The organism is Nitrospirota bacterium (genome assembly GCA_040752355.1).
Classification (GTDB): Bacteria; Nitrospirota; Thermodesulfovibrionia; order Thermodesulfovibrionales; family Dissulfurispiraceae; genus JBFMCP01.
Genome location: JBFMHE010000001.1, coordinates 198,013 through 217,587, shown reverse-complemented (window position 1 = coordinate 217,587; position 19,575 = coordinate 198,013). Strand labels below are relative to the sequence as shown.

Sequence of the window (19,575 nt, the reverse complement as noted above, 5' to 3'; positions counted from 1 at the left end):
CCCCCGTTCCTATAGGATTTCCTGTACTGCTTTATAGTCGATTGCTTTCGTAACATGCACCGGAAGGCCCTTGCTATCCAGCACCGGCTCGCCGTCCTTATCCGTCTTGTAGACGAATTGAGGCAGGCCGTTGTCATCCAGGACTAAATTCCCTTTGTCGTCGGTCTTCAGAACATTGACGGCGAGATGAGCGCCGTCGTTATCCATGGTTATTTTCGTCACCAGGCCCGAGTCCTTGCTGTCCTTTACAATTCTGCCTATCATTCCTACCGCGGCAGCCTGCTCGGTGCTCCTGGTCGTGTTGTGCGACTTGACCTCTTTCACCGACGCATAAGCAACTACTTCGGTGGCGCGCACCGGAAGGCCCTTGCTGTCCAGCACCAGCTTGCCGTCCTTGTCTTTCTCGTAAACGTATTGAGGCAGGCCATTGGCATCCAGGACCACCTTCCCTTTGCTGTCGGTCTTCAGAACATCTATCACGAGCTGAGGGCCGCTCTCATCCATGGTTACTTCCGTTACCATGCCCGCATTCCTGTTATCCATTACGATCTTGCCTATCATCCCCGTGGCTGCAGCCTGCGCAGTGCTCCTGGCAGTGGCCCGGGACTGCTCGAGGCTGCTGAAGGTGGCGAGCTGGGCAATGAATTCGGTGTCCTTCATCGGGTTGAGCGGGTCCTGGTTTTTGAGCTGCGCGATCAGGAGCATGAGAAAGTCCTCCTTTCCCATCTCGTCCTTCTTCGCTGCCGGCTTCGTCTCGCTGGCGCTGTAATATGAAGCGTTGCTGTAGATCGGTGCTGAATTGGCAGTAGCCATGATATCTCTCCCTTACGCGAAGTAGTCGAAGAACCGCGATTCCGGCTCTCTCTGGCGTTTGTGCTGCTGCTGGCGCTCCTGATCCTGGGCCGTCCTTCCGTCGGAATAGCCCTCTTCATGCAGGTCGACGAAGAACTCGCCGGCCCTGATCCCCGAGCTCTCGATCGAGCTCCTGATCTGCGGGAGCGCGAGCGAGAAGAGCTCCTTTACCGCGTTCGACTCGACTTTGAAGTCGGCGGTGAGCACGCCGTTCTCCATCTTCAATCTTATCTGGATATCGCCGAGGTCCGGGGGAGAGAGCTTTATGACCAGATGCTTTTCTCCAGCTCCGAGGGTCTTCATCATCGGCTCGCTCACGTCGTGCAGCCTGCTGATATGGACGGTCTCCCTGGCCGCTATCTTCTCCTTGCCGTATGTCTGGTGAGCATGCAGAGCAGCCGCGGGGAGGTGGGAGGGCTCCTCGGGAGCGATGTCGTTCACCGGCGACGTCTCGCTGCCGGTATCCGCGCTGCTCCCGGACGCTGCGCCGGATGCTGCAGTGGTCTCCTGTCCGACCAGAACCGAAACGTTCTTTTCTGTCGATTGCTCCATAGCGGCCGGTGCCGTCACCGCTTCCGGTCGGGGGCTGCTCGCATTCGGGGCGAGGATGCCGGGATTAGGGAGGCTCTCTTTCTGCCCGGCAGCAGCGACCGGCGCGCCCTTTGTCGCCTGGTGAGGATCGAGAGGTCTCGCGACCTCTAATGACGATTCTGCCTCGTCAGCCTGAACCGGCGCCATTACAGCCATGGAGGACTGCTCATTCCCTGTCTCCGCGGGCGGCTGGCCGGGAGCAGCGAGTGCGGCATCGAAGGCGGTTTTGATCTTCACCTGCGCCATCGAATCTCCATTGACATGGAGGTTGATCTTTGCGGAACCTTCTTCGTTTCTCATCTTTGCGATGAGAACACCATGATCATTATGCGCATGGAAATTGATCTTCAGGAATTCATCGGAACCGCCGGCGCCACCCTTTTGCGGATGCGCCGGGTGCGGCATGACGGCCGGCTGGGTCATAGCTGCCTGGAGCTGGGCGATCATCTGCTCAAGCAGCGCGAGCGGATCTCCCCCGCCCTCGGCTTCGTCCGCGCCTTCACCGAGCAGGGTCCGGGCGAGCTCTTCAAGGGTGATCGTCTGTCCCGCACCGTCCTCCAGCACCCCGTTCTTCAGGTCGTCCATTCCCTTTTCGAGGCCCGATACGAGCGCGGAGAGGATGGAGGCGAAGCTTCCTGAAGACGTATCCCCGGTGGAGGTTTGCCCTCCCTGCACGCAGCAGGCGGTGCTGTCCGCCGCCATACCGCTTATCGGCAACTGTGTCATTATCGTTTCGAGCATTCGAGCCTCCGCATCATAGTTGTTAAAGGGATAAAGCAATCAACATGCCAGCTCAGCAGCAAATCCGAAATTTCACTATCTAAACACTAAAAATGTGCGCCGATATATAAAAGAGGGGAAAAAAGAGGGCAGCAACCCTTTGCGGTCTGTATTGAGGGCGGTTTAGAGTCGAGGACTTCGTAGTGACCGCTTACGATCAGGGGAAGTTTTTTCCTATCGGGAACCTTTTTCCGTGGAGACCTTCTCTTTGGCGAGCAGCTTTTGCGAGAGCACAGCGGCCTTGTCGCTTTCCATCTGGGAGAGTATCTTGCCGGCGGTCTTCGGCTTGAGCGCGCCCAATATATCCACCGCCGTACGCTCGTCGAGCTTTGTCAGTGTGTTTGCGGCCTCTTCAGGACGCATGGCTTCGTATATCTTGGCGACCTTCATCAGCCGCTCCTGCTCCTTTGCATCGACGGCCCGCTTCGTATCGTCCAGCTCTTTCCTCAGCTTCTTGTACTGCTCGAGCTCGCGCTGGATATCGGTCCTCAGGATATTCAGCCGCTCCTCGTCGATCGACTTCCTTTCGGGCGACTTCCTCTCGGGAGCGCTCTTCGGGGAGGAGGCGCTCTTCGACTGCTTTTTCTCCTCGGCATAGCCGCTCAGGGGGCCCGCCCCGATACACAATGAAAGAGCGATGACGAGAGAGAAGACTCTCGCGAGCACGGCTCCGTCCTTTTCTGTCGTTCGATATGCGCTGCTCATTGCGGGTCACCTGTTACGGTTGTTATGCCGGTTATGCCCGGTCACGGCATGCTCGTCCGTTCCTATCTGCTCTTTTCGCTTCGACTCTTTTGCAGACTGCTTCTTCTGCTTTTCGTCGAGCCGCTCGAACACTTTCTTATCCTTCGAGGCTTCGACCAGCGCCACCCGCGCCTCCTCGACCTGCCGCTCTTTTCCCTCGACCACCTGCTGCTGACGCCGTATCCTGATACAGAGATGGTCGAGGAACTCGTTCAACTTCTTTATTTCGTCTATCGAGATCAGCTCGTCGGTGCACTCGAACCGCCTGCCGAGCGCCTGGAACTGCTCTTCGAGCAGGGCGAGCTCCTTTTCCTCAGCCTCGAGCTCCTTTATCAGCACCGCAAAGATATTCTTCGCCTCATCCTCTTTCCACTTCTTCAGGTTGAGGAGGCTCTGTAACGGGGTCCTCATAGCAATCGGATTATCTCGCCCTCTCGTTTTTTATTCTTTGAACAGGCGGAAGAGCTCTTCTCTCGCCTGCTCGAAGGTCACCTTTTCGTTGATCCCCTGCTTCAGGAAAGCCTTTATCCGGTCCATCATCCGTATGGCGTAATCGAGCTTCGGGTTCGTGCCTTCCTTGTACGCCCCGATAGTGATGACATCCTCGTAGCGCTTGTAGAGGGCCATGGTGTCCATCACTCTCTCCACGTAGGCCTTGTGGTCGTCATCCGTAATATCTTTCATGAGCCTGCTGATGCTCTGCAGGATGTCGATGGCAGGGTAATGGTTATGGTTCGCCAGGTCGCGGGAGAGCACGATATGGCCGTCGAGGATCGACCTCACGGCATCCGCTATGGGCTCGTTCATATCGTCGCCTTCGACGAGCACGGTGTAGAGTCCCGTTATGGCGCCCTCGCCGTCGCCGGTGCCCGCCCGCTCGAGGAGCTTCGGCAGGAGATTGAAGACCGAGGGAGGATAACCCTTCGTGGTCGGCGGCTCTCCTGCGGCGAGGCCGATCTCCCGCTGCGCCATGGCAAAGCGCGTCACCGAGTCCATCATGAAGAGCACGCTCTTGCCTGCGGACCGGAAATACTCTGCCAGCGCCGTGGCGACAAAGGCGCCGCGTATGCGGATCAGGGGAGAGGTGTCGGAGGTCGCTACGACGATCACCGAGCGCTTAAGCCCCTCTTCGCCGAGGTCCTTCTCGATGAACTCCCTCACCTCCCTGCCCCGTTCGCCGATCAGGGCGATGACATTCACCTCCGCAGCCGTGTGGCGCGCCATCATGCCGAGCAGCACGCTCTTGCCGACGCCGCTCCCGGCCATGATCCCGATCCGCTGCCCCTTGCCGCAGGTGAGCATGGTATTGATCGACCGCACGCCGAGGTCGAGGGGGGTCATGATCCTGCGCCGCAGCAGGGGATTGATGGGTTCGTTATAGACGGGAAAGAGCTGGCCGGTGACCGGCCCCTTGCCGTCCATCGGAGTGCCGAGGCCGTCGAGGACTCTCCCGAGCAGCTCTTCGCTGGCGCGTATGTACCGCTGCCTTCCCTTGGCGATGATGCGGGAGCCGGGGCCGATCCCCATGATCTCGCCGAGGGGCATGAGGAGGATCTTGTCTTCCTTGAACCCTATGACTTCGGCCTCGACGAGCGGCGCCTCATCGCCCGCCGCTGAACCGTTCCCGCCTCCGCTCGGCTGTATCTGGCAGATGTCGCCGATATTCGCGTTCGGGCCCAGGCCCTCGATGACGATGCCGACGCCCCTGCTCACCCGGCCGTACACCTTGACGGGGTCGGCGTCCCGCAGAAAGTCGCTACATCTCTCTATCAGTTGCTGTGCTGATGACATCCTGCACTTCCCTCAGCTGCTCTTCGATCCGCGCATCGACCTCTCCGGTCTGGGTCTCGATATAGCACCCTCCGGGAGTAATCGCCGCATACGGCTCCACGGATATGCCTTTTATGCCCGACTGGCTCTTGAGGAAATCGATCTGCGAGATCATCACCTCGTAATCGAGAGGATTGACCTTGATCACGACCGACTCCTCCTTCTCGCCCACCCTTTTGAGCGCGTCCTGCGCAACGGCGAGGACCACCTCCCGGTCAAGCTCCACCTCTTTATGGATGATCTTCTTCGCGATCTCGAGCGAAAGCGCTACGATGGCCGGCGCCAGCTCGTCGATTCCCTTCTCCTTATATGCTTCGAGGGAGCGCATGACCGCTTCGAGCCGCTGCGCGGCATGCTGCATCTCCTGCCTGCCCTCGGCGCTGCCTTTCGCAAAACCGGTCTCGTAGCCCTTTTCGTATCCCTCTTTTTCGCGGGCTGCAACCTGGGCGTGCAGCCGGGCCTGCTGCTCTTCTTCGCTGATCTGCGCCCGCTGCCCGACGCCCGTTCCCTCCTGCGGCGCGGGGACCGTACGGGAGAGCTCCTCCTCGTCAAAGGGGAGCGGGGTGTAGGGCTGAATCGACGGGGCCTCGGCCTTAGAGAATGACTTCTTCGCCACCTTTGCCTCCGATCACGATCTTCCCCTCTTCCTCGAGACGGCGGGCGACGCGCACCACGTTCATCTGCGCCTTTTCGACATCCGACACCCTCACGGCGCCCTTCGACTCCATCTCCTCCTTCAGTATCTGCACCGCCCGCTGGGACATGTTCTTGAATATCTTCGCCTTGAGGTCGTCCGAGGCCATCTTCAGCGCCAGGGCGAGGTCGTCGGTGGTGATCTCTTTCAGCACCATCTGTATGCCCCGGTCGTCGATATTGACGAGGTCGTCGAACGTGAACATGAGCTTCCTGATCTCGTCGGCGAGGATCTGGTCCTTCTCCTCGATATTCTTCAGGATCAGGTCCTCGGTCCCCCGGTCGAGCTGGTTCAGGATCTCGGCCACGGTCCGGATGCCGCCGATCTTCCTGCCGCGCGTGTAGCTCTGGAGCTGCGACTGGAGCACGTCTTCGAGCTCGCCGAGGATGGAGGGCGAGATCTGATCGAGGCTCGCGATCCTGAGCGAGACGTCGATCTTCAGGTGCTCCGGCAGCTTCGAGAGCACCTCGGCGGCCTGGGTCGGTTCGAGGTAGGCGATGATGATGGCGATGGTCTGGGGATGCTCCCTCGCGAGCATGTTCGCAATGGCGCCTGAATCGAGCCAGCGCAGGATATCGAAGGCGCTGGCGCCGCTCTCGATCTTGTCCATCAGCTTCTTCGCGTGGTCTTCGCCGAACGCCTTGATCAGGATCTTCCTGATGTAGTCCTCGTCCACCGAGAGGAGCGCGGTGCCGACTTTATCGGAGAAGTCGCTCATCAGCGTTTCGGCCACGTCAGGAGCGAGCTTGACGCGCGCCATCATCGGAACGACGCGGGCGAGTTCGAGCGGATCGAGATGCTTGAAGACTTGCGTCGCCGCGTCCTCCCCGATAATCGAGAGGAAGGCGGCCACTTTTTCGACACCCGAGAGCTTTCTCATGCGTTCGCCGTCACCCCTTCAGCCATGCTACCCCTCCGAAAGCCATTCCTTGATGATCATCGCCGCCCGCCGGGGGTCCTTCTTCACCAGGTCCACCACCTGCTCTCTCATGATCTCCTGCGCCGATGTCTCGGGCTCGGTGAGCACCGGCACAGCCGGGACGACCGGCTGGCCGGAGAGCTGCGGAACCGTTGCCGGCGCCTTCAGCGTCGCGAGGAGGGGCTTGATAACAAAGAGGATGAGCAGCACCACCGCCGCGATCGGCACGAGGAACTTGAGCAGCGCTGCCACGATCTTGAGATAATCCGGCTTCTCTGCCGGCAGCTCCTCGAGCGCGGCCTCGAACGGCATGCTCTGCACGATCACCTGATCCCCGCGCTCGGCATTGAACCCTATGGCCGCCTTGACCAGGTCCTCGTACTTCTGCAGCTCCTCGGGCGCCCGCGGCTTGTAGATATTCTTGTCCTTCTCTTTCTTGTAGGTGCCGTCGACCAGCACCGCGACCGAAACGCTCTTCACCTCGCCGCGGGGCTGGATAATCTTGCTGACGCTCCTGCTCACTTCGTAGTTTATATTTTCCGTCTGCTTCTGCGACGAGGAAGGCGAACCGCCCGTTGCCGCGGGCTGCTGGCCCGGCTGGTTCGAGACGACCCCCGGGATGCCGCCGTTCACCGGTCCCGTCGACTTCTCCTGGTTGCGCTGCTCGCTCCTCACCGCAACCGTGTCGGGATCGAACTTTTCCTCGGTGCGCTCGACCTGGGAGAAGTCGATCTTCGTCGCCACCCTGACGATCGCCTTCCCCCTGCCGAGAATGCCTTCGAGCATGCTCTGGAGCCTGCCCTCGTACTCCTTGTCGACATTCTTCTGGTAGCCCAGCTGCTTGGCATCGGCGATGACATCGCCTTCCGTCGGCTTCGAGAGGAGGTTTCCCATGTTGTCGATGACCGTCACGTTGTTCGGCGACATGCCCTCGACGCTGCTCGAGATGAGGTGGACCATGCCGCCGATCTGGCCCTGGCTGAGCACCCTGCCCGCCTTCAGCTTCACCACGACCGACGCGGTGGGCTTGTCCTCCTTCTCGCTGAAGAGGGTCCTCTCGGGGATGGCGATGTGTACGCGCGCATGCTCGACCTCGGAGAGCTGCCGGATGGTCCGCGACAGCTCGCCCTGGAGGGCGCGTATATAGTTGAGCCGTTGAACGAACTCGGTGACCCCGATCTGGGTCTTGTCGAAGATCTCGAAGCCCACGCCGCCGCCCTGGGGCATTCCCTGCGCAGCGAGCTCGAGCCTGAGCTCGTAGACCTTGGTGCTGGGCACGTAAATGGCATGCCCGTCGACGCGGTAGGGGATCTTGAGCTCTTTCAGCCTGGTGATGACCTGTCCCGCATCCTCGTTCGTGAGATTGCTGTAGAGCACCTGGTAATCGACGCGCTGGCTCCAGAGCATGATGCCCGCCATCACGGCAGCGGTCAGCACGAGGAGCGAAACGAGGGCGATCTTCTTTTTCAGAGGCCAGGACTTTATCTGTTCAATACTGTCTCTAACGGCCATGCCATCCCCTTACCCGAGTCTATGATACCATGTCACGGCGTCTCCGTTACGGCGCATCGATGAGGAGCGGAGGATTCTCCTGCGCTATACCTGCATCCTCATGATCTCTTCATACGCCGTGAGGAGCTTGTTCCTCACCTGCAGCAGGGTCTGCAGCGAGACGTCGGCCTTCTCCATGGCGACGACGACGGTGTGGATATCCTTGATCTCACCCTTCGAGAAGTCCTCGATCGCCTTCTCGGCTTCGCTCTGCACTGCCGTGACTTCCTTGAGCGCATCGTTGATCGCCGCCTCGAACGAAGCGCCGCCCTTCTGGCCGCCCTTCACCGGTTCGGGGAGCCCCTGCCCCCTATCGCCTATGTTCCTGATCTCGGTCATGCCGTCCTCCTCCCTCGCCGCACCCTTATACCCTGGTTATATCCAGCGTCTTGGTGAACATTTCCTTGTACGATTGAATGATCGAGAGGTTCGCCTCGTACGCCCGCGCGGCGTTCATGAGGTTGACCGTCTCCTCGATGGTATTGACATTGGGGTACCTGACATAGCCGTCCTTGTCCGCATCGGGATGCCCCGGCTCGAACACCAGTTTGAACGGCCGCAGGTCCTCGACGATCTGCGGGATATCGACCCCTGCCGCGCTTTCGTCGAAGAGATAGGATTTGAAGAGCACGTCCTTTCTCCGGTACGGCCCGCCTTCAGGGGTGCTCGTCGAGTTGATGTTCGCTATATTGGAAGCGATAACGTTCATTCTCACCTTCTGCGCCTCGAGGGCCGTGGCGCTCACCTTCAGCGTCAGGAACATCTCGTTCATTATCTGCCTCCCTTCAAGACATCTTTGAGCATTCTCACCTTCATGGTCATCAGCTGCGTCGCCGTATTGTACAGAAGCGTATTTTCCGCCACCTTCGCCATCTCTATATCGAGGTTGACCGTATTGCCGTCCCTGTTGGGCATCGTCGTCACCGTTTCCCGTACCTCGCAGGAGGGTGGCGCATCCTGCTGCACCGCCTTTTCGAGCTCCTGATGGAATGAAATATCTTTCGCCTTGTAGCCCGGGGTATCGGCATTGGCGATATTGGAGGCGAGGACCCGGTGCCTGAATGCGGCAACATCGAGCATTTTTTCGAGACGGTGCAGTGTCTGATCCGGCAATTTTTTCCTCCTTACGGCGTTTTCGAGCCTATCCTTTTAATAAATATGCAATTTCCATTCCCGTTATACCGGAGAGGGGAGAACCCTATTCGTCATCAGCAATATTATACTCTTTCAGCTTGTTTCGTATAGTCCTGACGCTCACCCCGAGCAGCTCGGCTGCTTTGGTCCTGTTATTGTTGGTCTTTTTCAATGTCTCGATGATGAGGTCCCGCTCCATGTCCCGCAGCGTACCGGTCTTATGCGGCTGGGCGGCAGATGCAGGCGCCGATGCCGCGGATGCGAGCTCGTCGGCGGGAGGGAGCAGATCTTCGGTCCTCGAGATGACCGCTGTGCGGTACATGAAATTCTCGAGCTCGCGCACATTGCCCTTCCACTCCATGCCGAGGAGATACGCTTCCAGCTCCCCGGTCACCCGGAAAGTCCTGCCCATCTTCCTGGACAGCCGCCTGAGGAAAAATTCGGCCAGAGGCACGATATCCTCCCGCCGCTCGCGGAGCGGCGGCAGCGTGAGAGGGAAGACATTCAGCCGGTAGTAGAGGTCCTCCCTGAAACGGCCGCTCCGCACCTCTGCAAGGAGGTCCTTGTTGGTCGTAGCGACGATCCGCACATCGACCGGGATGGGCGACCGTCCGCCGATGCGGTCGATCTCGCGCTCCTGGATCGCCCTGAGGAGCTTTGCCTGGAGCGGGTAGGCCATCTCGCTCACTTCGTCGAGGAGGAGCGTTCCCTTATCCGCGAGCTCGAACTTGCCCAGCCTGCGGTCCACGGCGCCGGTGAACGCGCCCTTCTCGTGGCCGAAGAGCTCCGACTCGAGGAGGTTCTCGGAGATGGCGGCGCAGTTGATGGCGATGAACGGCTTGTCGGCCCTCAGGCTGTTCTTGTGGATGAGCCGCGCGATCACCTCCTTGCCGGTGCCGCTCTCCCCCGAAAGGAGAACCGTAATGTCGCTCCTGGCGACCTCCCGGGTAAGCGCTACGAGATTCTTCATGACCCCCGATTCGGCAACGATATCGCTCGTCTCCTCCGACGGCAGCAGCCGCTCGATCACCTGCCGCAGGGCATCGAACGAAAAGGGCTTCATGATATAGTCGGTGGCCCCCAGCTTCATGGCATCGACGGCGTTCTCGACAGTGCCGTAGCCCGTGATGACGATGATCGGGACGAAGATGCGGCGCCTCCGTATCTCCTGCATGAACTCGATGCCGTTCATCTTCGGCATCTTCATATCGGTGATAACGAGCGCAAAATCGTTCAGGTTGCATTCCGTCAGGGCGTCGGCGGGGTTGTTGTAGACGGTGGGGCTGAATCCGCACCGCTTGAGCGACTCCTTCAGCGCCAGCGCCATATCGGCTTCGTCGTCAACCACCAAAACCGGTCTCATCCATTTCCCTCCGCGCAGAGACCCTCGCCGCTCAGGGCGGATTCGCTTCCCGTCTCATGGGGCAGCGTGATAATGAACTCGGTTCCCCTCCCCGGCTCGCTCGTCACCGCAATGGTCCCCCTATGGGCGGCGATGATTCCCGCGGTGATCGACATGCCGAGCCCGGTGCCGCGGTCCTTGGTCGAAAAGAAGGGCTCGAAGATGCGCGACCTCGTCTCCTCATCCATCCCGGCGCCGGTATCCCTGATGACCAGCGCGGTCCCCCGCAAGGGCGCTTCGGCTGCGGCAATGCCTATAGTGACGCCGCCGCCGTCAGGCATCGCCTGCACCGCATTCAGCAGTATGTTCATAAGCGCCTGCCGGAGGAGCCCTTTGTCGATGGCGAGCACCGCCTTCACGTCATCGGTCTGCGTGATCGTGATCCTGTTCGAAGCGAAGAGCTCCCTGAACTCGGCGCAGAGCTCTCCGACGATCTCGTTGAGGCAGCAGGGCTCCAGCTTCGGCCGTATCCCCCGCGAGAACCGCAGCATGTTGTCCAGGGTATTGACCAGCGATTTGACGGAATTGGATATCCGGTGCGCGTACTCGCCCTGCGGCGTATCCCGCAGGTCGCTCGAAAGGAGGCTGGCGAAGAGCTCGATGCTCCCCAGGGGGTTCCTGATCTCGTGGGCGATCTTCAATACCAGCTCTCCCATGGCGGTCAAACGCCGGTTACGCTCATTCTCCGCCTCGAGCTGTTTGAGCCGCGTCATATCCTTGAAGAGGAGGACGTACCCGACGGCCTTTCCCTCACGGTCCCTCACCTCGGAACGCGAGACGAGGGCATAGAAGGGCGCGCCCCGTTCGGGGGTGATCACTTCCTCGTTGATCGTGGCATGAAGCGAGGTACCGCCGATGACCTCCTGCGCCCGTATCGCGAGCAGCTGTTCCGCCGCCGTATTGACGAGCTGTATCGTTCCGTCCTTGTCGAAGAAGACGACGCCGACATCGACGCTGTCGAGAATGCTGTCGAGGAGCTGCTTCTTGTGCTCTACCTCGTCGGTGAGGAGCAGGACCTTGTCTTCGAGGGAGCGGTAATACTGCATCAGGGTCGTCGATGCCGCATTGAAACTCTCTATCGCTTTATTGAGGAGCTCCACATCAGCCATACACGCTTACTCCTCTCCCGCCAGCACGGTTGCGGCGCTGCCGACGATACCGCCGCCCTCTGCCGCCTTCCTGAGGTACTCTTTGTTCCCCGAGAGCTTCCCGTACTGGTAGCGGGCCCACTGGAGCGTTTCGGGGTTGCCGGCGCCCAGCGTCAACGCCCTCTTGTAAAACGTGCGGGCCTGGGCCGTATTGCCGGTAAGGTAATAGTAATCGCCCGCCTTCAGCGCAGCGCTGCCATCGCCTTTAGCGGAAGCTTTGGCGTAGTATTTCACCGCAGTCGCACGGTCTCCCGACTCCCAGTAAATATCCCCGAGCCGTGTGGTGAGCCGGGAATCGGCGGACCGCCTGACCGCCCTCTCGAGATACCGGATCGCCTGCGCATAACTCCCCTGGCGCCGATGAGTTTCGGCGAGGAGCGCGGAGGCCCTCACGAAATAGCGCGTATCGAGCGCCACCGGCTCCAGCAATTTCTTCGTCTCCTCATACCGCTCGTCGGCGAGATATACTTCTGCAAGGTGGACCGCCGCCTCTCCGCCGGCGAGCCCCATAAGAGCGCTCTTGAGCAGTCTCGTCCCTTCGGCTCTTTTTCCCTGCGCAAGCAGGAAGCGCGCCGCTTGAACGGTGAAGGAGCTGTCGGGGCTCAGGTATCCGGAATACTTCGTGAGGAGCTCGATATCTTTTGCACTTCCCGAAGCAACGACATGCCTGAGCCGCTTCTCGATCTCGGCCGCTTTCACCGTCCGGTCCTTGAGCAGGTTCAGGTACTTGAGGGCACTACCGGTATCGCCCTGCCGCTCGTAAAGCCTCACGATGCTCATCTTCACCCCGTCATCGGTCTCGTAGGGAAGAATCTCGAGGTTCAGCTTCAGCGCTGTCTCGACCCGCCCCTGCATCTCGTAGATACGGGCGAGGAGCCGCGCCGCCCTCCGGCGCTCGCCCTGGGAAAGGGGATTCTTCATAATAGTCTGGCCGACGCGATCGGCGTCGCCGAGCCTTCCGGCATTGAAGAGGATCTCGACCTTTTCCGGCCTGAGGTCTTCCTCCTTGAGCACCGGATCGAGGACCTTATTGATCGACGCTATGGCCTCGGTATGCATACCTTTCCTGCTGTACACCATCGCACGGACAGCAAGCGCACGCGGGTCGGTCTCGGCCGTGCGCTTGCCCAGCCCCTGGAGGAGCGACTCGGCGCCGGCCATATCGCCGCGCTTGAGGGCGACCTCGGCCCTTGCGATAAGCGCCTTTTCGTGCAGGGGCTCGTGTACCTTTTCGAAGTACTGCGCCGCCTCATCGACCTTCGGTGAATAGAGCGCAATATAGCCCAGCATGAGATACGCCTCATTAAGGTACTCCGGCCGGGGATTGGCAGCCTGAAGCCGCTGAATGGTCAGCCGCGCCTCCTGAAAACGCCTCAGTCTGAAGTACGCCTTTGCAGACCCGAGGAGCGCCCGCGCGGCCTGAGGACCTTTCGGCGCGGCGAGATACACGGAGCGGTAGAGCTCCTGCGCCTTTGCATACTCTCTCGACTTCAAGAAACGGTCGGCGCTCTTGAGCGTATCTTCAGCAGTCGGAACAGCAGCCGCTCCCCCGGCAGCCGCTCCCATGGTGGAGAGCAGGAGCACAAGGACGACCGCTAGCCGGCAAGTCATACGGCGCTTTACCCATGCCTGTGCAGAATCCATCTCGACTTTTAAAAGAAAGAATTGTGCCAACCCTGCGCTTCCTTATCCCATTTATTGTCTTTAGCAGTAATTGTCGTACGTTACGGCCCGGAATTGACCTGATGCACTCCTTAATGAAGGGGAAAGGAGCGCATGATAGAAGTCAATTATATGACGTTTTATATCGTAATATAATGCAGAGAGGTGTTACTTTTATGACGGATAGAAAGAGAAAGCAGAGGGGGGTCAGAGGCTCAGACGCTTCATCTTTTCGATGAGCGTCGTGCGGTTGATATTGAGGTATCTTGCCGCCTGGCTCTTCACCCCATTATGCAGCTCGAGCGCGTGGAGGATGAGCCTCTTCTCGTATCCTTCGAGTGCAGCATTCAGATCGACTCCCCCGACAAAGGGATTGAGATCATCGTCCATCTCGAGGTCGGGCATCTCGGAGATCCTCTGTCCCGTCATCTTTTCGGGGAGGTCCAGAGGAGTCACCATGTTATTATCTTTAAGGACGAGCAGCCGTTCTATCGTATTTTCGAGCTCTCTGACATTCCCCGGCCAGGGATAGTGCGTCAGGAGCCTCATTGCCTCGCTGCTTATCGTCATGGGCGGCCTGCCGAAACGTTTGGCGTGCTTCTCGACGAAGAAGGCGCAGAGCAGCGGGATGTCCTCTTTGCGCTCCCGGAGCGGCGGTATCTCTATCGGGATGACATTGAGGCGGTAGAAGAGGTCCTCCCTGAACTTGCCCTCTTTCACGGCCTCTTCGAGATTCCGGTTGGTGGCTGCAACGATCCTGACATCGACGTTGACCGTCTTCGCGCCGCCGATGCGTTCGAACGACCGCTCCTGTATTACCCGCAAGAGCTTCACCTGGAGGATCGGCGGCATCTCTCCTATCTCGTCGAGGAATATGGTGCCGCCGTCGGCGAGCTCGAACCTGCCGATACGGGTAGCGATCGCGTTCGTGAAGGCGCCTTTTTCGTGTCCGAAGAGCTCCGACTCGAGGAGCTCGGTGGGAATGGCGCCGCAGTTTACCGGTATGAAGGGCTTTTCAGCCCTGTCGCTGTTGTAGTGAATCGCTTTGGCGATCAGCTCTTTGCCGGTGCCGCTCTCGCCTAAAATAAGAACGGTGCTCTGGCAATTCGATACTTTTGAGGTGAGATCATATATCTGTTTGATAGCCTGAGAGGTGCCGATAATCTGTAAAAAACCGTTATTCGCCGAACCGTTCGTATTTTCCACGTCATAAATATGACATACGATAATTTAAAACGTCAACACCTTTTTTATAAATTTTTTGACGCTCGTCTGTTCCTTACAGACTATCCCTGGGGCGGCGCAAAGCTCTTCCGCAACGCCCTCCTGTCATCCACGATAAACCAGCGGTCTCGTGGCGGTACGGGATTGCGCTGGCGCTTGACCGTGCGGGGATGGAACCGCTCCTGGAGGACGAGCCTGGTGATGACGATATTCTTTATCGCAGGGGTCCCGAGCACCTGGTTTCCCCTGTGTACCAGAGACCGCTTCAACTGCTCTCTCCCGGACGGCGAGAGCAGCGCTGCGCTCGATTGAGCGCGGATACATTCGGCAAAGGCGGCATTGAGCTGTCTCATTCTCCGTCCCATATCGTATCCGCGTACTCTTCCGTCGAGCTGCACCTGCAGCTCGACATACGCTTTTTTCGTCGCTTCAGAGAGACTCACGGTGAAGGGCCGCAAGGGAAGAAGCGCGGCAGGCCTCCGCTCTGCACCGCCCTTATCATCTCTCTGGATCTGCCGGCTCACTGCCGGTGCTGCAGGCGCCTGCGGATCTACCCGCAGAGGTACAGAGGACGGTGCAGTGTATCTGACTTCCGGACCTCCGCTCATCAGGACCGAAACGACGAATCCCGCCGCGATCACGGCGATGAGCGCCAGAAACTCCGCACGTATAAGCGACAGCGGATGCGCCCTCTCACGCGGACACGCACGGCCTCCGGCAGCTCCTGCATCCTCCGCCGGAGACTTCGTACCACCGCTCGCCACGGTCGGGATGCCGGCGCCCCGCTGAGGGAGCCTCCACAGCGACTGCAGCGCCTCCCTCACCGCACCGTCGCGATTCATCTTGTTAATGCATACCACACGGTCGAAGCGCGTATCGGAAAAGAGCTCCGGGGGCGATCCCTCGTTCGTTATCAGGAGGACATCCCTGCCCGCACCCGCGGCCTCCGTAAGGCGCTCCGCAACCCGAAAGGCGCTGCTGCCGGAAGCAGCATCCCGGTCCTCTAAAATGAAGAGATGAAACGTCTCGAGCGCGTAGGAGGCCTCGGCCCGGACCTCGCCTATGCACCGCCGGTCGACGGCAAGAGCCCTGCACCCGCCCCCGTCGCCGCCGCGCATGATGAAGAACCCGTCCTTGATTATCGGAGCGCTCGTCGAGCAGACCATGAAGACGGTCCGGGTATCATCGAGACAGGATTGAATCAGCGCAATGAGGTCCTCCGTCGTCTCATCCAGGAGAGGAGATTCTTCGCAGTCACTGAGCACAAAGACATTCACATCAGCGGACATAGTCATCACAGTGAGACAGGAGAAGGGTTAATAAAGGAGCAGGTATCTCTATGCCTCTAATTATAGCAACTCTTCAGAATATGTCGATGTACATTTCACCGCGGCGTTGCAACGACGGCAGCGGCGGGATGGAGAGCGCATTCCTGTAGCTGAAGAGCGACCTTTAAGGAAGGGGACAGGGAGATTTCAAAAAGCGGGCGACGGGATTCGAACCCGCGACCTTCAGCTTGGGAAGCTGACACTCTACCACTGAGTTACGCCCGCAACAACCGTAACGCGTAATCCGTAACGCGTGATCGGTGAACTGAAAAAAGGATATCAACTATATTATCAAAAAAAGACTTTTCGTTACAATAATTCTTTTGCTGATCACGCGTTACGCGTTACCGATTACGGCCTTTTATTCGTCGCGCATGATCGCGCCGCTGCCGGCAGAGCTCACGAGCTTCGCATAGCGGGCGAGATACCCGTGCCGGATCTTCGGCTTCGGCTGGCGCCACTTCGAAAGCCGGTCATCGATCTCTTTTTCGGAGAGCAGCACTTCTATCGAGCGCTTCGGGATATCGATCCTTACGCGGTCCCCGTTCTTCAGCACTGCGATAGGGCCTCCCTCCATCGCCTCGGGAGAGACATGCCCGATGCAGGGGCCGCGGGTGCCGCCCGAGAACCGGCCATCGGTAATCAGCGCCACCGACTCGCTGAGGCCCATTCCGGCGATGGCAGCGGTCGGCGACAGCATCTCCCTCATGCCGGGGCCGCCCTTGGGTCCTTCATAGCGGATCACCATGACATCGCCCGCCTTGATCTCGCCGCCGAGGATGGCCTTCATCCCCGCCTCTTCCGAATCGAATATCCTGGCCGTGCCCTCGAACTTCATCATGTTCCTGCTCACCGCCGTCTGTTTGACCACCGCGCCCTGGGGAGCGAGATTTCCTTTCAGTATCGCGATGCCGCCTTCTTTATGGTACGCCTTTTCGAGAGGTCGTATAACATCATCATCAGTTACTTCAGCAGCAGCCGCGATTTCTGTTATGCTCTTCCCGGAGACGGTGGGATTGGCGTTGAGCATCGGCTTGAGGCGTTTGAGCACCGCAGGAATGCCTCCGGCTGCGTCGAGGTCTTCCATGTAATACACCCCGCCGGGAATCATGTTGGTGATGTGGGGGGTCTTCCTGCTGAGCTCGTCAAAGATCTCCAGGGGGAGTGTAATACCGGCCTCATGCGCGATTGCCGGGATGTGGAGCACCGTATTCGTGGAGCCGCCGAGGGCGAGATCGACCATGATGGCATTCTGGAAGGCCTTCGCGGTCATTATCTTCCTCGGGGTCATATTCTTCTTGATCAGGCTGACGATCCTGGCCCCGCTCTCGAAAGCGAGGCGCCGCTTCTGGGCGAGGACCGCCGGCGCCGTGGCGCAGCCGGGGAGGCTCATGCCGAGCGACTCGGTCACGCACGCCATCGTGTTCGCCGTATACATGCCCTGGCACGAGCCGGCGCCGGGACAGGCGCACATTTCGAGCGCCGCAAGCTCGCTGTCGGTTATCAGCCCCTGCCGGTACTTCCCCACCGCCTCGAAGGCATCGCTCGTCAAATTCAGCCTCCGGCCACGGTAGCGGCCCGAGAGCATCGGCCCTGCAGTGACGACGATGCTGGGGATGTTCAGACGGGCGGCGGCCATGAGCATGCCGGGCGTAATTTTATCGCAATTGGTGAGCAGGACGAGGCCGTCGAGCCGATGCGCTTCGGCGATCGTTTCTACCATATCGGCGATCAGCTCCCTCGATGCGAGGGAGTAGTGCATGCCCTTATGCCCCATGGCGATGCCGTCGCAGATGCCCGGGATCCCGAAAAAGAAAGGGTACCCTCCTCCGGAGTGTACCCCTTTCTCGATGAACCGTTCGAGATCGCGCATCCCGATATGCCCGGGAATGATATCGGTAAAGCTGGTCGCCACCCCTATGAAGGGCTTCTCCATTTCACTCTTAGGAATGCCTGTCGCGTATAAGAGCGCGCGGTGCGGAACCCGCTCGAGCCCTTTTTTTATCGTTGTGCTCCTTATGGCCATACTACCCCTTTCCGTTTCTCGACGAAATTCCGGTGCGCGACTATGGTGAGAGAGGCAGGCGCTCTACCGTACCAATGATGCGTGCGCTGCGATCGTCTTAGTGTACGGTAGCCTTGTAGCTCTTTACCAGCTCTGCTATTTTATCCTTTTTATAGAGCTTTTCTTTCTTGAGTCTATGGACCTCTACCTCTTCTTCGGGCGAGAGATAGTGCTTCTTGTTCAGCTCAGAGAGCATCGTATCGAGCTCGCGGTGCTCCTGGTACAGTTTCCTGAACTCCTCGTTCTCCCTCTTCAGGGTCTCTACGACTTCCTGCTCTGTCATGCGGCACCCTCCTTCAAAAGGATTTTTACCTACTCAATTTTACAATAAACAGGAATATTTTTACACCCTCCGCGAAGAGGACCATACACCCGTTTCCGGTAAGGGGCGCGAGCGGGGACCACAGTCAGGCTCAGTTCTTCTTCAATGACTTGCGAGGAGCAGAGCCTAGTGCTCTTTTCTCCTGCCGAGGTCCGGGGCGATCGAGGGTTTCCTCATATCGATGGGAGCCTCCCTGATGCCGATATCCTGCTCCAGAGAGTTGCTCTTGTGCTCCTGCTGCGGCGCGCTCCTCTGCTGAGGCTGTCTGATAGTGCCGGTGTCCTGCGCCGCGGCTGCAGGCGGCCTCTGTCTGACAGGCGCTATCTGTCGGGCCGGCGGCTTTTCCTGGGGCAGCGGCGCTGCGGGCACGGCGGCAGGCGGTTCCGGAGCGGATACCGCTTTCGGCTCAGCTGCAGGAGCATGAGCCGGGGCAGCGGGACGGTCCTTCTGCTGCAGGAGGATGATGCTGATACGCCGGTTTCGCGGATCGTGGGGTTTATCCTTGAGGAGCAGCTCGGTATCGGCATAGCCCACTACCCGGGCGACCCTCCCCGGGTCTACCCCGTAGGCCTCGAGCTCCCGTCTCGCGGTCGACGCCCGCTGCGTCGAGAGCTCCCAGTTGGTGATCTGGCCCGTCTTGAGGGGCGCTGCGTCGGTATGCCCTTCGATCGCGATCCGGTTCGGCAGGTCCCTCATGTTTTCACTCAGCAGTCTCAGTATTTCCCTGGCCCGGTCGGTCAGTTGGGCGCTCCCCGACTGGAACATCGGCCTCCCGTCCATATCGACCAGCTGAACCCTGACACCACCCTCGATGGTATCGACAATGGCCTGGTCCTTCAGGGCCTTCAGCTTCTCCTCGATATCCTTCTTGAGCTTCTCCTTGAGCTCCTCGGCAGTGAGCTCCCGCCCGCCTTTGCCGAAGGCCGCGGTGGATGACTGGACATCGCCTCCCGCCTGCTCGAATATCTGTGTCGACTCCTGCATAAACGACTGCCCGGAGCTCCTGTTCTCCTTCTCGAAGAGATTGAAGTGTTTGAAGTAATACGAAACCGCGGCCCGCTTTTCGGGTGAGACCATGGCGAGCAGCCACATGAGAAGAAAAAAGGCCATCATGGCAGTGACGAAGTCGGCATACGCGACTTTCCAGCTGCCGCCGTGGTGCCCGTCGTGGCCCTTCTTGATCTTCTTTATAATGATTATCTTCGACTTATCGGCCATGCTCGTTTATCGCGTTTATCGCGTTTATCGCGTTTATTGCGTTTATTGCGTTCATCGTGTCTATCGCGTTTATCGCGTTGCTTGTGTCGGTATTTTTTTACGCTACAAACG

Annotated in this window: 19 protein-coding genes and 1 tRNA gene; all 20 read right to left on the bottom strand. The window is 59.2% G+C overall.

Annotated features, from left to right (window positions below):
• Nucleotides 1-9 precede the first annotated feature (9 nt).
• Nucleotides 10-813, bottom strand: coding sequence for a flagellar hook capping FlgD N-terminal domain-containing protein (locus tag AB1805_01020; GenBank protein MEW5744007.1), 804 nt, complete (start codon nt 811-813; stop codon nt 10-12).
• A 12-nt stretch (nt 814-825) separates the two neighbouring features.
• The gene (locus AB1805_01015; protein MEW5744006.1) at nt 826-2,184 is read right to left on the bottom strand and encodes a flagellar hook-length control protein FliK; all 1,359 of its coding nucleotides are present in this window, start codon (nt 2,182-2,184) and stop codon (nt 826-828) included.
• 213 nt (nt 2,185-2,397) lie between these two features.
• Nucleotides 2,398-2,889, bottom strand: a complete 492-nt coding sequence (locus tag AB1805_01010; protein ID MEW5744005.1) for a hypothetical protein — start codon at nt 2,887-2,889, stop codon at nt 2,398-2,400.
• A 45-nt stretch (nt 2,890-2,934) separates the two neighbouring features.
• Nucleotides 2,935-3,378, bottom strand: a complete 444-nt coding sequence (gene fliJ, locus AB1805_01005) for a flagellar export protein FliJ (GenBank protein MEW5744004.1) — start codon at nt 3,376-3,378, stop codon at nt 2,935-2,937.
• Nucleotides 3,379-3,408: 30 nt separating this feature from the next.
• Nucleotides 3,409-4,758, bottom strand: a complete 1,350-nt coding sequence (locus AB1805_01000; protein MEW5744003.1) for a FliI/YscN family ATPase — start codon at nt 4,756-4,758, stop codon at nt 3,409-3,411.
• Complete coding sequence (locus AB1805_00995) at nt 4,724-5,413, bottom strand: FliH/SctL family protein (protein ID MEW5744002.1); 690 nt, start codon at nt 5,411-5,413, stop codon at nt 4,724-4,726. Before AB1805_00995 ends, AB1805_01000 begins: the two co-directional genes overlap by 35 nt.
• Complete coding sequence (fliG, locus tag AB1805_00990; GenBank protein MEW5744001.1) at nt 5,391-6,371, bottom strand: flagellar motor switch protein FliG; 981 nt, start codon at nt 6,369-6,371, stop codon at nt 5,391-5,393. The genes AB1805_00995 and fliG overlap by 23 nt, the downstream gene beginning before the upstream one ends.
• 27 nt (nt 6,372-6,398) lie before the next feature.
• A complete protein-coding gene (gene fliF, locus AB1805_00985) occupies nt 6,399-7,922 on the bottom strand; it encodes a flagellar basal-body MS-ring/collar protein FliF (GenBank protein ID MEW5744000.1) in 1,524 nt (507 codons plus the stop codon).
• Between the two features lie 84 nt (nt 7,923-8,006).
• Nucleotides 8,007-8,300 carry a flagellar hook-basal body complex protein FliE gene (gene fliE / locus AB1805_00980; protein MEW5743999.1) on the bottom strand — a complete coding sequence of 98 codons (294 nt, stop codon included), beginning with the start codon at nt 8,298-8,300 and terminating at the stop codon, nt 8,007-8,009.
• A 25-nt stretch (nt 8,301-8,325) separates the two neighbouring features.
• On the bottom strand, nt 8,326-8,733 hold the full coding sequence (gene flgC, locus AB1805_00975; protein MEW5743998.1) for a flagellar basal body rod protein FlgC: 408 nt from the start codon (nt 8,731-8,733) through the stop codon (nt 8,326-8,328).
• Nucleotides 8,733-9,074, bottom strand: coding sequence for a flagellar basal body rod protein FlgB (gene flgB, locus AB1805_00970; protein ID MEW5743997.1), 342 nt, complete (start codon nt 9,072-9,074; stop codon nt 8,733-8,735). The genes flgC and flgB overlap by 1 nt, the downstream gene beginning before the upstream one ends.
• Before the next feature lie 85 nt (nt 9,075-9,159).
• Nucleotides 9,160-10,458 carry a sigma-54 dependent transcriptional regulator gene (locus AB1805_00965; protein MEW5743996.1) on the bottom strand — a complete coding sequence of 433 codons (1,299 nt, stop codon included), beginning with the start codon at nt 10,456-10,458 and terminating at the stop codon, nt 9,160-9,162.
• Nucleotides 10,455-11,606 carry an ATP-binding protein gene (locus AB1805_00960; protein ID MEW5743995.1) on the bottom strand — a complete coding sequence of 384 codons (1,152 nt, stop codon included), beginning with the start codon at nt 11,604-11,606 and terminating at the stop codon, nt 10,455-10,457. The genes AB1805_00965 and AB1805_00960 overlap by 4 nt, the downstream gene beginning before the upstream one ends.
• Nucleotides 11,607-11,612: 6 nt before the next feature.
• Nucleotides 11,613-13,256, bottom strand: coding sequence for a tetratricopeptide repeat protein (locus AB1805_00955; GenBank protein ID MEW5743994.1), 1,644 nt, complete (start codon nt 13,254-13,256; stop codon nt 11,613-11,615).
• 258 nt (nt 13,257-13,514) lie between these two features.
• Complete coding sequence (locus tag AB1805_00950; protein MEW5743993.1) at nt 13,515-14,513, bottom strand: sigma-54 dependent transcriptional regulator; 999 nt, start codon at nt 14,511-14,513, stop codon at nt 13,515-13,517.
• 80 nt (nt 14,514-14,593) lie between these two features.
• On the bottom strand, nt 14,594-15,820 hold the full coding sequence (locus AB1805_00945; GenBank protein MEW5743992.1) for a flagellar basal body-associated FliL family protein: 1,227 nt from the start codon (nt 15,818-15,820) through the stop codon (nt 14,594-14,596).
• A gap of 192 nt (nt 15,821-16,012) precedes the next feature.
• A tRNA-Gly gene (locus tag AB1805_00940) sits at nt 16,013-16,084 on the bottom strand.
• Nucleotides 16,085-16,220: 136 nt separating this feature from the next.
• On the bottom strand, nt 16,221-17,879 hold the full coding sequence (ilvD, locus tag AB1805_00935) for a dihydroxy-acid dehydratase (GenBank protein MEW5743991.1): 1,659 nt from the start codon (nt 17,877-17,879) through the stop codon (nt 16,221-16,223).
• Nucleotides 17,880-17,982: 103 nt separating this feature from the next.
• A complete protein-coding gene (locus AB1805_00930; protein ID MEW5743990.1) occupies nt 17,983-18,207 on the bottom strand; it encodes a DUF465 domain-containing protein in 225 nt (74 codons plus the stop codon).
• Nucleotides 18,208-18,372: 165 nt separating this feature from the next.
• Complete coding sequence (locus AB1805_00925; protein ID MEW5743989.1) at nt 18,373-19,464, bottom strand: flagellar motor protein MotB; 1,092 nt, start codon at nt 19,462-19,464, stop codon at nt 18,373-18,375.
• Between the last annotated feature and the right edge of the window lie 111 nt (nt 19,465-19,575).

Bases quoted from the DNA above. Each gene is read 5' to 3' on its own strand.
- AB1805_00925 (MEW5743989.1), bottom strand. From the start codon at position 19,464: ATGGCCGATAAGTCGAAGATAATCATTATAAAGAAGATCAAGAAGGGC.
- AB1805_00945 (MEW5743992.1), bottom strand. From the start codon at position 15,820: ATGTCCGCTGATGTGAATGTCTTTGTGCTCAGTGACTGCGAAGAATCT.
- AB1805_00955 (MEW5743994.1), bottom strand. From the start codon at position 13,256: ATGACTTGCCGGCTAGCGGTCGTCCTTGTGCTCCTGCTCTCCACCATG.
- fliG (MEW5744001.1), bottom strand. From the start codon at position 6,371: ATGAGAAAGCTCTCGGGTGTCGAAAAAGTGGCCGCCTTCCTCTCGATT.
- fliJ (MEW5744004.1), bottom strand. From the start codon at position 3,378: ATGAGGACCCCGTTACAGAGCCTCCTCAACCTGAAGAAGTGGAAAGAG.
- fliF (MEW5744000.1), bottom strand. From the start codon at position 7,922: ATGGCCGTTAGAGACAGTATTGAACAGATAAAGTCCTGGCCTCTGAAA.
- AB1805_01020 (MEW5744007.1), bottom strand. From the start codon at position 813: ATGGCTACTGCCAATTCAGCACCGATCTACAGCAACGCTTCATATTAC.
- AB1805_00960 (MEW5743995.1), bottom strand. From the start codon at position 11,606: ATGGCTGATGTGGAGCTCCTCAATAAAGCGATAGAGAGTTTCAATGCG.
- AB1805_01000 (MEW5744003.1), bottom strand. From the start codon at position 4,758: ATGTCATCAGCACAGCAACTGATAGAGAGATGTAGCGACTTTCTGCGG.
- AB1805_01015 (MEW5744006.1), bottom strand. From the start codon at position 2,184: ATGCTCGAAACGATAATGACACAGTTGCCGATAAGCGGTATGGCGGCG.
- fliE (MEW5743999.1), bottom strand. From the start codon at position 8,300: ATGACCGAGATCAGGAACATAGGCGATAGGGGGCAGGGGCTCCCCGAA.
- flgC (MEW5743998.1), bottom strand. From the start codon at position 8,733: ATGAACGAGATGTTCCTGACGCTGAAGGTGAGCGCCACGGCCCTCGAG.
- AB1805_00965 (MEW5743996.1), bottom strand. From the start codon at position 10,458: ATGAGACCGGTTTTGGTGGTTGACGACGAAGCCGATATGGCGCTGGCG.
- AB1805_00930 (MEW5743990.1), bottom strand. From the start codon at position 18,207: ATGACAGAGCAGGAAGTCGTAGAGACCCTGAAGAGGGAGAACGAGGAG.